At 47.4% G+C, this 16,253-nt stretch carries 12 protein-coding genes; 8 read left to right on the top strand and 4 right to left on the bottom strand.

Annotated features, from left to right (window positions below):
• The first annotated feature begins 8 nt into the window (after nucleotides 1-8).
• The 6 genes from queF to rapZ all read left to right on the top strand — a co-directional run bounded on the left by queF (nucleotide 9) and on the right by rapZ (nucleotide 7,182).
• Nucleotides 9-893 (top strand): NADPH-dependent 7-cyano-7-deazaguanine reductase QueF, encoded by an 885-nt coding sequence (queF, locus tag RGU72_RS18780; RefSeq protein WP_322121194.1) that lies wholly within the window; start codon nucleotides 9-11, stop codon nucleotides 891-893.
• Between the two features lie 75 nt (nucleotides 894-968).
• Nucleotides 969-1,616, top strand: a complete 648-nt coding sequence (locus RGU72_RS18775; RefSeq protein ID WP_322121193.1) for a hypothetical protein — start codon at nucleotides 969-971, stop codon at nucleotides 1,614-1,616.
• A gap of 66 nt (nucleotides 1,617-1,682) precedes the next feature.
• On the top strand, nucleotides 1,683-4,403 hold the full coding sequence (locus tag RGU72_RS18770; RefSeq protein ID WP_322121192.1) for a putative bifunctional diguanylate cyclase/phosphodiesterase: 2,721 nt from the start codon (nucleotides 1,683-1,685) through the stop codon (nucleotides 4,401-4,403).
• Nucleotides 4,404-4,602: 199 nt separating this feature from the next.
• On the top strand, nucleotides 4,603-5,073 hold the full coding sequence (locus RGU72_RS18765) for a PTS sugar transporter subunit IIA (protein WP_322121191.1): 471 nt from the start codon (nucleotides 4,603-4,605) through the stop codon (nucleotides 5,071-5,073).
• An 88-nt stretch (nucleotides 5,074-5,161) separates the two neighbouring features.
• Complete coding sequence (gene hprK, locus RGU72_RS18760) at nucleotides 5,162-6,106, top strand: HPr(Ser) kinase/phosphatase (RefSeq protein WP_322121190.1); 945 nt, start codon at nucleotides 5,162-5,164, stop codon at nucleotides 6,104-6,106.
• A gap of 212 nt (nucleotides 6,107-6,318) precedes the next feature.
• Nucleotides 6,319-7,182 carry an RNase adapter RapZ gene (rapZ, locus tag RGU72_RS18755; protein ID WP_322121189.1) on the top strand — a complete coding sequence of 288 codons (864 nt, stop codon included), beginning with the start codon at nucleotides 6,319-6,321 and terminating at the stop codon, nucleotides 7,180-7,182.
• 244 nt (nucleotides 7,183-7,426) lie between these two features.
• On the opposite strand, the gene RGU72_RS18750 is transcribed toward rapZ, so the two are convergent.
• The 4 genes from RGU72_RS18750 to mutY form a co-directional block, all read right to left on the bottom strand.
• Entirely contained in the window at nucleotides 7,427-8,590 is a 1,164-nt protein-coding gene (locus tag RGU72_RS18750) for an ABC transporter permease (RefSeq protein ID WP_322121188.1), read from the bottom strand.
• Nucleotides 8,590-9,474 (bottom strand): ATP-binding cassette domain-containing protein, encoded by an 885-nt coding sequence (locus RGU72_RS18745; protein ID WP_322121187.1) that lies wholly within the window; start codon nucleotides 9,472-9,474, stop codon nucleotides 8,590-8,592. Before RGU72_RS18745 ends, RGU72_RS18750 begins: the two co-directional genes overlap by 1 nt.
• Nucleotides 9,471-11,042: an alpha/beta hydrolase gene (locus RGU72_RS18740; protein WP_322121186.1), complete on the bottom strand. Its 1,572-nt coding sequence runs from the start codon at nucleotides 11,040-11,042 to the stop codon at nucleotides 9,471-9,473. Before RGU72_RS18740 ends, RGU72_RS18745 begins: the two co-directional genes overlap by 4 nt.
• 199 nt (nucleotides 11,043-11,241) lie before the next feature.
• Nucleotides 11,242-12,366 (bottom strand): A/G-specific adenine glycosylase, encoded by a 1,125-nt coding sequence (mutY, locus tag RGU72_RS18735; protein ID WP_322121687.1) that lies wholly within the window; start codon nucleotides 12,364-12,366, stop codon nucleotides 11,242-11,244.
• A gap of 485 nt (nucleotides 12,367-12,851) precedes the next feature.
• On the opposite strand from mutY, the gene RGU72_RS18730 reads away from it, so the two are divergent.
• A complete protein-coding gene (locus RGU72_RS18730; protein ID WP_322121185.1) occupies nucleotides 12,852-13,064 on the top strand; it encodes a hypothetical protein in 213 nt (70 codons plus the stop codon).
• A 1,007-nt stretch (nucleotides 13,065-14,071) separates the two neighbouring features.
• Complete coding sequence (gene rpoD, locus RGU72_RS18725) at nucleotides 14,072-16,222, top strand: RNA polymerase sigma factor RpoD (RefSeq protein WP_322121686.1); 2,151 nt, start codon at nucleotides 14,072-14,074, stop codon at nucleotides 16,220-16,222.
• Nucleotides 16,223-16,253 lie beyond the last annotated feature (31 nt).

Raw genomic sequence — 16,253 nt, 5'->3', positions numbered from 1 at the left:
TTGATGCTATGACAGAACCAAAACCAGACTCCAAGCAAAATTTACCGATCAAGCCAGCACCGCACTCCCCCGAGCAATCATTGTTGGGCAAGCCTGCGACCTATCAATCGGAGTACGACGCTAGTCTACTGTTTCCGATTGCGCGCGCCGGTAAGCGGGAAGAAATTGGCATTCATAACAGCACATTGCCCTTTTTTGGTCTGGATATCTGGAATGCCTATGAAGTCTCGTGGCTCAATTTGCGTGGCAAACCCCAAGTGGCAATTGCCACCATCAGCGTGCCGGCAGACTCGCCCAATATTGTTGAATCCAAATCCTTTAAGCTCTATCTCAACTCATTCAATCAAACCAAGTTAGCAGGTGCAGATGCTTTAATCAGTTTGCTACAAGCCGATTTGTCTGCCGGTTTCGGTGCGCCGGTGCATGTCACACTGACCTTGGCAGAACAGTTTGGACAATTAAAGATGCTTGAGTTGGAAGGTAGTTTACTGGACAGGTTAGATATTGAGGTCAGCAGCTACACACCGAATCCGTCCCTGCTACAAGCTAATCAAGAATCTGTACCAGTGGAAGAAACCTTAGTCTCTCATCTGCTCAAATCAAATTGCCTAGTGACCGGACAACCGGATTGGGGCAGCGTGCAAATCCGTTATGTAGGACCACAAATCGAGCAGGAAAGTCTGCTGCAATATCTGATCGGATTTCGCGACCATAACGAATTCCACGAACAATGCGTAGAGCGCATCTTCTGCGACATCATGCAGCATTGCAAACCGCAAAAATTATCGGTCTATGCGCGCTATACCAGACGCGGCGGACTAGATATTAATCCATGGCGTAGTAATTTCAGCACAGGTCAGAAGCCTCCCAACGCTAGAAATGCACGTCAGTAATTGACGCCAGTAAGGTACTCCAATAATGCTCATTGTTAAGGCATATCAATAATTTTTAATCTTAATTACCTCACTATGTTGAACTCTATTTTAAAAAAAACTAGTCTTTTTCTTTACTTCAGTATTGTGGGCGTCTGCGCAAGTGCTCCTGCAATGGCACTAGAAACGCCAGAAGTGCAATCCGCCAACGCTGCGGCAATAATGCCAGCACCTCAATCAGCAGAAGATATGAGCTGGTGGCAACGATTTAAATCTGACTCGGAAGCTAAAGCACATAAAATAATGGACGAAGGAGATTTATCCATTATGCTTTCTGGCTACGCACATCATGGCCGGGGTACTTACACGCGTGAGCGAATTGCCGAATTAAACGAAGATGCTTGGGGTATGGGTTTTAGCAAGCAAATCCGGGATGCTAAAGATAATGAAGAATCTTTGTATGCACTAGGCATTACCGACTCTCATTACAAACCACAACTGATGGCGGGCTATGCTTACCAGTGGATGAAACCTCTGGGGTCGCTTGAGGCGGGACTTGGATACACAACGCTGTTGATCAGCCGTGCCGACTACTTTCACCATTTTCCATTCCCTATCGTATTGCCGGTAGCATCAATCGGCACAAGAAGCAGCAAAATAATGGCGGCTTATGTGCCGCGCTTATCAAAAAATAAGGGAAATGGTGATGTACTGTTGGTATTCGTCCGATTTGATCTTAAGTAGTTGTGACACTGCCGTGCATCGGTTACATTAGCCAATAATTAATATTTCAGCCCCAGCCATATTGTTGTGAGTTCCATAGCCAAGTTAAGCAGTACGAAAAATGACATTGCTAATAGCAATGATTGGCAAGCTGCGCTGTTAGAACATCATCCAGACGCAATTTATGTGTTTATTGATGAGATGTTGGTCTATACCAACATCGCTGGTGTTACTTTGTTGAAAGCAGAATCCGCTACGCAAGTTCTGGGTAAAAAGGCAAACGAGTTTTTATTGCTTCCATTCGAACCGAGCGGTGCATCTCTGTCTGCGTCCTACTCCGCAACTCAGTCTTTAAGTCACTTACTAGATCAACAGCTAGTACTACAAGCAGATTGCGCTACGCAAATATGTCAGTGTAGACAAATGGATGGCGAATATCGACAGGTAGATGTACGTGGCGCGTATTTTTCATATCAATCCAAAGCCGCAATACAACTGGTGGTGCGAGAAAATAAAAACGTCTCCGCCTCTGATTTAGCAACTTCTGATTCAAACTCCCTCAAGTATGTAACCAGGCACAAATCTAGTCGTGTCCATGAAGCTTTGCATCACGAGAAAGAAATTCTCGAAATGATTGCTCTGGACAAACCGCTTGCACATATTTTGCAAGATGTTTGTGACCGCATGGAACGCTTGCTGGACAATGAGGCTCTATGTGCCATCATGATGTTTGATGAGCGTAATCAAAGCTTGCAACTAGGCGCAGCGCCATCGCTGCCTGCAGAATTTTGCGTCTCCATAGAATCACTTCCGATTGGTTTGCATAATGGATCGGGCCCGGCGGCAATCCACCACAACAGAATTATTGTGGTGGACGATATTGCACATAATCCGCTTTGGGAGCACGGTCGCAAACTAGCGCTTAAGCATGGCTTGCGCTCTTGCTGGTCAGTGCCAATCACCACGGCTTTTAATGTGGTGCTCGGAACGGTGGATATTTACCACCACACCAAACGTAGCCCTAGTGAGGATGAGCAAGCATTAATAAAAGATGCGACCGATCTGATTGCTTTAGCAATCGACAAAAAAAACATGGAGCAAAGTCTGGAAGAAAGCGAACAGCGCTACCGCTCTGTCGTCACTAATCTGACTGAAGGTATTATGGTGGTTGCTCCTGGTGGACAAATTCTGACTTGTAATCCCAGCGCCATGCGAATTTTAAAAATCAATTCGAATGATGCGCAAAATGCTGGTCGTCGTCATCGCTACTTCAAGCGCATTATCAACGAAGATGGCACAGAACAAAAAATGGGAGACGATTTAGTCTCCAAAGTGTTTCGTACCAATGTACCTATCCTGAATTTATCTATAGGGCTGGAACTGCGTGACCGTTCTATTGCCTGGTTAGTCGTGAATGTTTTACCGATCAGTCAAATCAGTAGTAAAGCAACGACTGCCGTCCTGATCTCATTTACGGACACCACAGAGGTCAGAGAAACTCAGCGCCAGTTGCAATATATCGCGTCCCACGATGCACTGACGGGCTTGCCGAACCGGCACCAACTCCATCAACGTTTGCAGCATGCTTTGTTTAATGCCAAGCATAATCAGCATAAAGTGGCCGTGTTATTTCTGGACTTGGACCGTTTTAAAAATGTGAATGACACCGCCGGACATGCAGCAGGGGATAGTCTGCTTAAAGACGTAGCGACCAGACTTAATTCCTGCATCCGGACCAGCGACATGCTGACGCGTTTAGGCGGCGATGAATTTGTGATTGTAGCCGAAGCGTTTGATACCGCTTTACATCTGAAAGAATTAGCCGAGCGGGTGCTGGCGCAAATGCGTGAGCCTTTCCTTATTGAGGGAAACGAATACCATCTCGGTACATCCATTGGTATTAGCATTTTTCCGCATGATGCTGACGATGCATTGACTTTACTGCGTAGCGCCGATTCCGCCATGTATTATGCAAAAGAGCTGGGACGAAATAACTACCAGTTCTTTACTACCGAACTGAATGTCCGCGCCCAGCATCGTTATACCTTGGAGAAAAACTTACGCCGTGCGCTAATAGAAGAAGAATTTTTGGTTTATTACCAACCCAAAGTCTGCTTGAGCACCTCACGCATACTGGGCGCAGAGGCACTGATACGCTGGCAAATGCCGGAATCTGGCTTGATTCCACCAACAGACTTTATCCCGATTTCAGAAGAAATTGGTTTGATTCTGCCTATTGGTCGCTGGGTTTTAGAACAATCCTGCAAACAGACCAAAGTATGGCGCGACACCCTCATCCCGGATCTGGTCGTCAGCGTCAATATTTCGCCACGTCAATTCCAAGATCCTGGTCTGGTGAAGTTTATCCATCAGGTATTAGAGGAAACCAGCCTACCAGCCAATGCGTTGCAACTAGAGATTACCGAAGGCTTATTAATGGGGGAAATTGACCTGTTGTTACCGGTATTTGCAGCGATTAAAAAATTGGGTGTGAGTATTTCTTTGGATGACTTTGGTACTGGATTCTCGTCACTGTCTTACCTGCAACGCTTCCCGATTGATAATCTGAAAATTGATCGTTCGTTTATCCGCGAGATTCCAGAAAATCAGGATTCTGTGATTTTGACGCACGCCATTATTGCGATGGCGAATGCGCTTGGCATGAGTGTTACCGCTGAAGGTGTAGAAAAAGCAGAGCAAATGTTTTTCCTGACGGAATCTGGTTGCCAGGAAATGCAAGGCTATTATTTTAGCAAGCCGCTGCCAAAAGACGAGTTTGAACAATTGCTAATTAGTCATACCCGCTAAACTGACCAAAGCTTTTCGTCATGCGGTCTTAAGCTTGCTTTAGAAGTTTTATCCGTTTTTCAACAATTTCTCTTAGCGTTTCTGTTAAAGCTTTTGTTAGTATTTTTGTCAATTAGGCAGACAAAGAAAAGAAGCCTATAATTTGCCAGATGCACCTCTTGTGCATCGCACCATTTTGCTGAAATACAGATCTTGCGTCATGACAAACATTGCGAAAATACTCCCCCTCTCCAACGTCTTACTGGACTTAGAAGTGTCCAGCAAAAAAAGAGCCTTTGAACAAGCTGGCCTGTTATTTGAAAATAATTGCAGTATTGCTCGCTCTACCGTCTCGGATAACCTGTTCGCCAGAGAACGTCTGGGTTCAACCGGGCTTGGTCATGGCGTTGCTATTCCGCATGGCCGCATCAAGGGATTAAAAGCACCGATTGCGGCATTCGTGCGTCTGGCAGAGCCGATTCCTTTCGAGTCTCCAGACGGACAAGCAGTCAGTATTTTAATTTTTCTGCTTATGCCGGACAATGTGATGCAGCAACATCTGGAGATATTGTCTGAAGTTGCTGAGATGCTATCCAATGAGGCATTTCGGGATACGCTCAATAGCGAAGCTAGTGCTGGTGCTATTTATGAAAAAATTATCGCCTGGCAGCCCAACCCACAATTTGTCTAGCATAGTAAAACAAAGCGCAAACCTGCGGTAATTGCGCTCTGTTGTCGTTCTTGTCCACGTCCCACCCATTGATTTTAATCAAGCTACCATGCCACTACTGACCGAACTGACCATACAAAAAATCTTTGATGACAATCGGGATGCAATGCAGTTAGGCTGGTTTGCCGGATTCTCAGGTGGTGACAAACAAATTACGGGCGACGCCACCTCTTCTGCGGATCAGGTTGGTCATCTTAACTTTATACATCCCGGGCGTATTCAGGTGCTAGGGCATCAAGAACTGGCCTACTTCCATCGATTACCATCGCATTCACGCGGTAATTTGATTAAAGAATTGATTGCCGGTGCGCCACCGGCACTGATCGTGGCACAAGGATTAGAAACGCCGCAAGCGATTCTAGCCACATGCGACGACAATAATATTCCCCTGTTTTCTACCCCCTTACCTTCTGCACAGGTAATCGATTTTTTACGCGTTTATCTGTCCAAAAAGCTGGCACAACGCACGACTATGCATGGCGTGTTTATGGATGTGCTTGGAGTTGGCGTATTAATCACAGGCGAATCTGGCCTGGGTAAAAGCGAACTGGGGCTGGAGCTGATCTCCCGCAGTCATGGACTGGTGGCAGATGATGCGGTGGAATTTTCGCGTATCGCTCCCAATATGATAGAAGGTCGCTGTCCGGAATTATTACAAAATTTACTGGAAGTACGTGGCCTTGGTCTGCTCGATATCAAAGCAATTTTTGGCGAAACCGCGGTGCGTCGCAAGATGCGCCTCAAGCTAATTGTGCATCTGGTCAAGCGCAGCACGCTGGAAGAAAATTATGAACGTCTGCCGATTGATTCTCCCAAGCAAGAAGTATTGGGATTGCCAATCCGCAAAGTTGTCATCCCTGTCGCTGCCGGCCGGAACATCGCGGTTTTACTAGAGGCCGCAGTACGCAACACCATATTGCAACTACGCGGCATCAATACATTAGAAGATTTTATGGAAAGACAACGTCGTGCCATGAATGAAGAGTCTAATTAATTGCTTCATTTCACTAGCAGATCCGCAAAATTGGTACGACATGGTATGAAGCAGACCCTATTTATTACGAATAGAGCTGTGATGTGGATATGCGATATGGCTATGGTGTTTCACATAAACTATTTTCATACTTGAAATGGATAAAATGTCACATAGCGACATGAATTAAATGCCAAAATATGGGTGTTTAATATCTACTCTTTTTGGCAATCATGCGCATCTTACTTATCTCTGGTATTTCTGGCTCCGGCAAATCGGTCGCCTTGAACGTGGTGGAGGACGCTGGATTTTATTGCGTCGACAACTTACCACCGAGCTTGCTACCGGGACTTATCAGCACCTTAATCAGCGAAGGCATTCAATCCACCGCGGTGGCAATTGATTCGCGCAGCGCGCATTTGCTCACCAGCTTGCCCAGCACAATACAAACACTCCGCAATGAGGGACATGAAGTAAAGATCTTGTTTTTAACGGCAAGCACTGAATCTCTGGTCGCACGATTTTCTGAGACACGCCGCACTCATCCTTTGTCTCATCGCTTGCAAAGAGATCACGCCATGGGCGACAGGCTTAGCCTAATGGAATGCATAAGGGAAGAAAGAGAAATTCTATCACCTATCCAACTGCTAGCGCATGTAATCGATACCTCCAGTCTTAGTGCAAATACCTTGCGCGATTGGGTGAAAACCGTGGTGCAAATTGAGCATGCCCCCCTTGTCGTGATGTTTGAATCTTTTGCATTTAAGATTGGGGTACCGCTGGATGCTGATTTTGTTTTTGATGTGAGAATGTTGCCCAATCCTCATTATGATATTCAGCTGCGCCTGTTAACCGGGCTGGATCTTCCGGTAATTGAATATCTTAACGGGCAAATGATGGTGCATGATCTGTATGAGGACATACGACGGTTCATTGAAAAATGGCTGCCATCGTTTAAAAGCGATAATCGTAGCTACCTGACAGTGGCAATTGGTTGCACTGGAGGCCAGCATCGTTCAGTCTATATGGTGGAGAAACTGGCAGAGTATTTTAAGAAAACTGAGCAAGTATTAGTCAGACATCGTCGTATAGGGTAAAAATATACTCCCCATGTGTATAATTTATTACCTATGTAATCATTGGCCGATAAGCTATTTTATTGAAATTCATAGAGGAGTATATTAAATCCGGTCTTAACTTATGTCTTAACTTTACTCTCAACTAAGGTCTTAATTTAAGCCTCAACTAAGACTTTTCACATCTTCTTTTTATCGCTTGCCATCGCAGCCCGGAAGTACAAACTCAGCAACTCCATGCAGGCGACAGCACAGCGATGCAAACTTAAGCCATCACCACACGCCGCATTTTCTGCGCCACATACGACAAGCTGGCGATCGTCAAGGCAACACAAACTCCTAGTGCAATCATGGTTACGACCATGCTCAAGGCCTCGCCTTTTAAGACTTTATTCATCATCTGGTTTTGTGCCAGTACCGGAACCCAGCGGAACCAGGTCGGTTCTGGTCCGGTTGAAAATAACATCATCATCGGTACCATGTTCACCACAAGAATAAACATTTGATTACGGACTTGGGCTTCTTTATAGCTTTTACAATCTAGCGCAATCGCTACCTGCACGGCTGCCAGACTAGCGGCTAAGGGCAACAAGACCAATAAGAATCCCATTGCATCTTTGACCCCGAACTGGAATAAAGCCCGTAAGGTCTCATTGCGTATCAGCCATTGCGATGGAAAAAAACTCAGTACCGTCAGCACCACAACTAACATACTGACCGTCGCCACCGCGCCCCATTTGCCGACCGCCAATTGCCATCCAGAGACTGGGTTCATCATCAATGGCTCCAGCGATCCACGCTCGCGCTCGCCAGCGGTGGCGTCAATCGCGGCGTACATGCCGCCCATCAAAATTGCCATTAACATCGCCATCGGCAACATGCTGGTAATGCTGTCTTTACGCTCTTCGGGGCGGCTTAAATAACGCTCTTTCACTTCAATCAATTGCAAGATTTCTGGCGATACACCCCGCATCATTAAGCTCATCACCGCGCCTTCCTGGGTATAAGCATCTAAAATTCTTTTCAGCGGTCGTAAACCAAATTCAGCTTGTTTGTTCGACGTGTCATAGGCGATTTCTAAAGTCACTTTTTGACCCGCTGCCAGCTTTTCATCGAAACCATCCGGGACCAATAACACGGGCTGATCCAATTCTTTACTACGGGATTTGGCGACATAATCTGCCGGTGCAGGCTTGACTTTATAACCTTGGCGCAAAATGAAATTTTCTAAGCTGGGCGCATTGTTGATACCAACTACCAACACGGATCTTTTCTCTTCTTGCGACTCCACTTGCGACAAGACCTCGGACATAATGACCAGCAGCATTGGCACTAAAAATAGCGAGCTAAAAATGACGATGAGCAAGGCACGGCGGTCACGCATAGCATCCATCATTTCTTTACGAAAAATAGCAAGCATGGCTTTCATCAGTATGTCCTCTCAGTCGCTATTACTGAACTAATTTCTGAATTAATTTCTAAATTAATCGCTGGCTTAGTTGCTGAACTAATTGCTGAATTAGTGTCACGATTTAAAAACGCTAGCTTGACAAACGCGTCTTCAAAATTCGGCTCCTCCGCTTGCTGTAACAATTCCGCCACCGTGCCTTTCGCCACATTGCGCCCTTGTGCAACGATCACTACCTGATCGCACAAACGTTCAACTTCTTGCATGATATGAGTAGAAAAAATGATGCACTTACCGCCACCTTCCGGTGACCTTAGCCAGCGTAAAAAATCACGCAGTGCCCGGGTGGCAACCACGTCCAGACCATTGGTTGGTTCGTCCAGAATAATATTTTTAGGGTTGTGAATTAAAGCCCGCGCTAGAGCAGTTTTCATTCTCTCGCCCTGACTAAATCCATCGGTACGCCGGTCCAGTAATGCCGTCATCTCCAGCCAATGAGCAAGCTGATCAGTGCGTTGTTCAATCAAACTACGCGACATGCCATGCAAGGTGCCGTAGTAAAAAATATTTTCACGTGCGGTTAAACGTGGATACAGTCCACGCGCATCGGACAAAATACCCATATTGGATTGTGTGCCTTGCTGACCGGCTCTGACCTTAATACCGTCAACTGTAATCTCGCCACGATCAGATTCCAGCAGCGACGCTACCATACGCAGAGTTGTCGTTTTGCCGGCACCGTTAGCGCCTAACAAGCCAGTAATCGCGCCATCGCTTGCGGCAAAACTAACGCCATCAACTGCCTTCACCATTTCTTGCTGACGCTTACCAAAATTGAGGTTGAAGGCAAATTTTGGCTTACCCTGACGTACAAAGGCTTTGTGTAAATCATGGACGATGATCATGGTTTAGCTCCTTGCGGCGCTACTGTTTCTGGCATCGGCGTGGTGGGCAAAGTAATAGTCGGCGTAATAGACGGAACCTGCCACGCTAACGGTCGCGGGATCTGGTGTACACATTTCGCATCGACCTTAATCGCGTCCTGATCTTCTTTGGCATTGAAGTAGCGATACACCACATCACGCACACATCCTTGCGATAACAAACCATGGCCTGCATTGTCCATCGTGATGTGGCGAGCATTTGCACCAAGCGCTTTAGCGACGCTGTTGCCATGGCGGGTAGGGGTTACCGGATCGATGCCGCCACTGAGCAACAAAACCGGTGCCGGGCTGACTGGAATGGTATAAAAAGCTGGCGGAATTACGGCATGCGGCCAATTGGTACAGATCGCCCCATACATGCCGTCCATGAGTTTTTCAAAATCATCGCTAGCGGGTTTCAATATTGGATGTGCATACGCTTCACCACACCAGACTGAAAAATGCATACCATAAGCAATGCCCAAAGGAGAAGGCAAACCCAGTGCGCCGCTTAAGGTAATCAGGGGCGCATAATTAGCTTGCTCCGCCTGCGTCAACGCGTAGGGTAAAGCGGCTGCACTGGTAGGCGCATACAAAGTTTTATGCACCAAACTCAGCAAGGTATTGCGACTGATCGTGACCGGGATTTTATTGCCCAGACGTGGATGTATTACCGTGGTGGATTGCGGCAGACTCGCTAATAATTTTTTCCAGCGCGCGGCCAGATCAGGATAAGCCTTGTTGCAACGCGCATCTTTAGCACAATCTGCGAAGACGCCGTCTAGGGCCTTTTGCGCGTCGGCAGCAGGCAAGCGCATGTCGGGCGGCACGACGCCATCAATCACTAAACGCCGGACAGATTGTGGATATTGGCGCAAAAATTCTAAGCCGACTCGCGTCCCGTAGGATGCACCAACCAAATTGATTTTTCCGTAAGCCTGGCTAAGCCGCACTGCCTCCAAATCTTGTACTGCAATGCTGGTACTAAAAAACCGCAAGTCACCATAGGGCAAGGCCTGCAACTTCTTCAGGCAAGCAAGTGCTAACTTTACGGTACCGTTGGTATCTGCCAGATCGCCACCGCTCTCTAGCTCTGGACATTGCAGCGGTGCGCTTTGCCCTGTCCCGCGCTGATCGACAAAGACCAAATCACGGCGACGATTTAAACGCCCTAATACTGTCTTCCCCCAAGCCGCAGCATTGATGGCACTTTGCCCCGGTCCGCCTGCGAGGACAAAGACCGCATCACTTAATTTGTTTTTATCTTGCGAGGGCACCACAACGAAATGCACAGTAATTTTTTTACCTGCGGGCTGAGCAGGGTCAAGCGGACGCTGAATCTGACCACATTGCACCTCTTGCGGATAATCAGCAATACGGCAAGAGCTGGTCTTGACTCTAGCGGTCATTTCAGCAAGAGTTTGCGCTGATACTTCAGCTGACACTTGCGCTGACAATTGAGCTGATGTAGCAACAGAATTCACCAGCATGAAGGCAAGGCCAAAACCCATACGACAACTGAGATTAGCGACGGAGTTAAGCGAGTTCATCTGTTTTAAATTTCTAAAAATAGTATTGTAGATGTTGCGGCATTTGTAAAAAGCAAGCCTACAAGATCAAGAGCTTTTATTTACGATTTTTGCAGCGCAGACCCTAAGTTTGCACTGCTCGTATTCAATTCGGCAAGCTTGCGATGAAATCTCTTTTAATACGATGAAACATCATAAAACTCGGATCAAAATACCGGCATCAAAGTTCCAGTAAATATTTTTTCACCGGCGCTGGTAAAGCGGCTTGTCCCACCTGCCTTAAATCCAGCCAGACATAACGCGATTCGGCGACTTGGGATGCGAGCTGCGCCAGATTAAATTGCAGCACTTGCGCATGTAATTTGAAGTGGGTAAACCCATGTAAAAATCCTGGCAATTGCCGGATATCTGTCACTTCCCCAAATTGATTTGCTACTTGTTTTGCCGCCAAACTTTGCTCTGGCAAAGTGCTGCTAAAGTCCAGCAAATCACCCATGGGACTGTCGGGATTTAATTCCTGCATGCCGTCCAGTTCGGGCAGCGATAACAAGCCGCCCCAGATGCCGCTGTCAGGCCGTTGCTCCAGCAAGACTCGTCCCTGATGCCGTAGCACCAGCATCAAAGTATGCTTTTCTTTTGGTTCTTTTTTCGGTTTGCGGGTTGGCAATTCAGCGGTGCGGCCTTGTGCATAAGCGACGCAAGATGCTTGCAAAGGACAGCGCGGGCAATCAGGGCTGCTGCGGGTACACAGCGTCGCGCCTAAATCCATCAAACCTTGTGTGTAGGCCTGGATATCCGTTTCTGGCAACAAGGCTTGTGCACGCAGCCATAAATCGTCTTCTATCGTCTTAATCCCCGGATAACCGGCAATCCCGAATACCCGGGCAAAAACCCGTTTGACATTGCCATCCATAATCGCCGCACGGGTACCGTAAGAGAACGCCGCCACCGCTGCCGCAGTGGAGCGACCAATCCCGGGTAATTGCTGCAATAAAGCAGGGTCTGACGGAAACTGCCCGGCATAATTCGCCACCACATCCTTGGCACATTGGTGCAAATTGCGCGCCCGGGTGTAATAGCCCAAGCCACTCCAGTGCGCCATCACCTCTTCAGCAGGCGCAGCGGCTAAGGCAAACACCGTCGGAAAACTCTCTAAAAACCGCTGATAGTAAGGGATCACCGCCGCCACCTGGGTCTGCTGCAACATAATTTCAGACAACCAGACGCGATAAGCGTCCCGGCTCTGCTGCCAGGGCAAATGATGCCTGCCATGCTGTTTTTGCCACGCAATCACGGCATGAGAAAAGCTGGGGTCGTGGTACTTGGATGCCACCTGATCCGGCATAGCCGGCGAATTGGGCGGAATGGACTTAGCAGTGGTGCGAGGTTTCATTGAACTGGTTCTAAAAATAATCTGCGATGAGTATAAAAGCTTTTTTTGGAAACTTTCTGTCAAATGTAAAAACGATTTCCAACCGAGACTTTCTATTGGGGTTTGAGTTGATGACGGATACACTTTTCTAGTGCAATTTACTTATCGCGGTTAAGCTACTGCCTCGGCGGCTTTTTAAACATAGCTCGTGCAGACATATTAAACATACTCCCTATATGTATTTATTAATCGTCCATATATTAATTGGACAATACGGTATTTATATTAATTTTTAAGGGGAGTATATTAAAACCCTCAACATAAAATAATTAAAAAAAACTAATCGTCAGCATAAGACTGGCCAGACAAGTTGGGCTAATCCAATCAGCAGTCGGAAGACTCGAGCAATTACCCTCCCCCGTATCAAACTGGTGTAGAAACCATATCAAGTTGAGGCAATGCTCGAGTCAATTTCAGCCGATTACTGCCTGCGATGGCAGATGCTGAAAATAAAGGCAAATTTAGTCGAAAAATCCGCATCTCTGCTTGCAAAGAAAGATGAAGCCGAGGATAATCCGCGCTTCGATTCTCCAAGTCCTCGGATGAATAAAAAAGCCCGCTTTCATCAGCGGGCTTTTTTCATCTTTAATATCGTGGACTTAGCAGATTAATAAGAATTTGTTGCTGTACTAGATTTTGCTCAATGAAAAATAATTCAACTGACTCCACTCGTATCACTCTTCAAAAAAGCGCATCCACTCTCACGCTAGGGATTAAAAGCCGTCCTGCCAAAGACGCGTCAGCCATGCAACATCCGGGTTCGGCGCAAGTGCAGACCAAGATGATTGCGGTACAAACTGCGGTACACGAACAAATTCTTAGCGATGCCACACCAACCATTATCACGGCACCGGTGACTGTGATTACCAAACGCCGCTCGAAATTAGCGCCAGCTTTGCCACAAGTATTACCGGAAGTAATTGCAGAAGCAGAACATAGTGCCGCGACTGAGAAAGCCGCTAGTGCTGACACCGATGCAAACATCACCATCGTTACCGAGCCAACGACTGCGGAAGATGCGCCGTTACCAGCCAACATGGGGATGTCGGCTAAACTTATCGTCCCTGCACCAGAAGTCATCGCCGAGATCAGCGATGCGCTTGCCATGTTTGAGCCTGCAGTAGCGAGCAGTTTGCCGCAGACCACGCCAGCCACGCCATTGCTGGCAGAACCAGCAGAAGCGATGGCGAAAGCAGTAACGGTCATTGACGAGCCGTTTGCAGATTACTACGCAGCCAGCACGACTTCAGACAACAAACCACCTGTCGTCGTAATCAAGAAATCGGGCTCACGCTTATTGAAAAAAACACTGGATAAGACTGCAGAAGCATCTGTATCGAGCGGACAAAATACAGAAAATCTTAGCGATCAAACCAGTGTTGAAATTAAGCCAGACGCTGCCAATTCCAATGCGATAGCAGGATCGACAACAAAACAGGGCGCGAGCAATGTCAGTATCAGTGAAAAACGTGCGCCGCGTGTGTGGACCCAAGCTAGCCCGGCAAAAGTAGCAACGCCGCCAAAACCGGTCTTGCAGTCGATGTCCGATGGAAGACCCGATGCGAAGCGAGAAAAATTAGCCGTCGCACCAGTCACCATCATATCGCCGACCTCGGCAATGTCAGTAACACCGGCGGCATCTGTGTCGCCAACAGTATCAGCGGCATCGACAATATCAGCAGCCTCAGCAGCATCCAAACTGTCCGCGTTAGAGAGCATAGATACCTCAAGCTACACTTTTCCAAGCGTCAAAGAAGCCGCTAAACGTGGTCGTAAGCCTAGCGAATTTCAATTCGAGAATGAAGAAATCCGCGCCTTAAACGCGGTTGAATCTGCTGAACTAAAATCCGTCGCCAGAGCAAAAGCCAGAAAAGCCGGCACCGGCAACTCAGGTAGCGCCAACGCGGCAAGATCAGCAGAACAGTTAGAGCATTATCGTAAAAAACTCACCAAGCTCATCAATATCGGCAAAGATCGCGGCTACCTCACGCATGCCGAAATCAATGACCATTTGCCAGAAGATGTGTCTGATCCAGAAATGGTTCAGAGCATCATCAGTACACTCAACGACATGGGTGTGGCAGTGTACGACCGCGCACCCGATGCGACCTTATTGCTGCTGACAGACAGCGTCAACAATGCCGTCAGCGATGATGAGGCAGAAGCCACCGCAGCCGCAGCCCTGTCAACCGTCGATGCCGATTTTGGTCGCACCACCGACCCTGTGCGTATGTACATGCGTGAAATGGGTGGCGTTGAATTGCTAACGCGCAGCGGCGAAATAGAAATCGCCAAGCGCATTGAAGATGGCTTGAAAGATATGCTGCAAGCCATTTCTGCCTGCCCAAGCACGATTGCAGAACTGCTAGCCATCGCAGAAAAAATCGCCAAGGATGAAACTAAGATCGACGACATTGTTGACGGCTTGATGGACCCCAACGCGAATGAAGATCTGATTCAGGCTGCCATTGTCAGCAACGTCAGCAGTGACGAGCAAGATGATCAGGAGGATGAAGACGAAGAGGATGCCGTCAGCAATGACGCGGTGAGCGAAGAGCAATTGCTGCAACTTAAAAATACCGTCTTGTTAAAACTTGCCGTGATCGCTGCTCAGTTTGAGAAAATGCGTAGCGCCAAGAATACCAATGACGCGGTCTATGTCAAAGCACAACAAAGCATCGCGCAAGAATTATTAGGCATCCGTTTTTCAGTCAAGACGATAGAAAAACTATGCGACACCTTACGCAAACAGATGTTGGAACTGCGTCAGATCGAGAAAAAAATTCAGGATTTATTAGTCAACAAATGTGGCATGCCGCGCCAGCACTTTATTGCCAGTTTCCTCGGCAACGAGACCAATACCAAATGGTTAGAGGATGAAATGGACGCAGGGCAGCCATATAGCCTGCTAATCCATCGTCATGTCCATGCCGCCAATGAGCTGCAACAAAAACTTATCACGCTGGAAGAAAAAGTCGCATTGTCTCTAAGCGATCTGCGCAAAATTAATAAGCAAATGATCGCAGGTGAGAAGCGCGCAGCCGATGCCAAGCGTGCGATGACAGAGGCGAATTTGCGTCTGGTTATTTCTATCGCCAAGAAATATGTTAACCGTGGTTTGCAATTCCTTGATCTGATCCAGGAAGGCAATATCGGCTTACTCAAAGCGGTCGATAAGTTTGAATATCGTCGCGGCTATAAGTTCTCTACCTATGCAACCTGGTGGATACGTCAGGCGATTTCCAGAGCGATTGCGGATCAGGCGCGCACGATCCGCGTACCTGTTCACATGATAGAAACCATCAATAAAATGAATCGCATCAAGCGTCAGTTGATGCAAGAAAATGGCCTGGAACCTGACCCGGCAATCATTGCCGAGAAGATGGAAATGTCCGAAAGCAAAGTGCGCGAAATCATGAAGATCGCCAAAGAACCGGTATCCATGGATACACCGATCGGTGACGATGGCGACTCACAATTAGGCGACTTTATTCAGGATAACAATACGCTGTCACCCATGGCCGCCGCCATGCAAGCCTCGGTACAAGAAAAACTCAAAGAAGTATTAGACTCACTCAGCCCGCGCGAGGCCAAGGTCTTGCGGATGCGCTTTGGTCTGGAGATGGCAACGGATTACACTTTGGAAGAGGTCGGCAAACAATTTGAAGTCACGCGTGAGCGCATACGCCAGATCGAAGCCAAGGCGATGAAAAAATTACGCCACCCTTCCCGCTCGGATCAATTAAAGAGTTTGCTGGAGAATCATTGATCGGCTTGCGATTGATGTTGAAACAGAGCTT

Origin of the sequence: Undibacterium sp. 5I1 (assembly GCF_034314085.1) — a bacterium.
In the GTDB taxonomy this organism is placed as follows: Bacteria; Pseudomonadota; Gammaproteobacteria; order Burkholderiales; family Burkholderiaceae_D; genus Undibacterium.
Note: the sequence above shows the minus strand (reverse complement) of the source record. Positions and strands in the feature narration are given on the sequence as shown.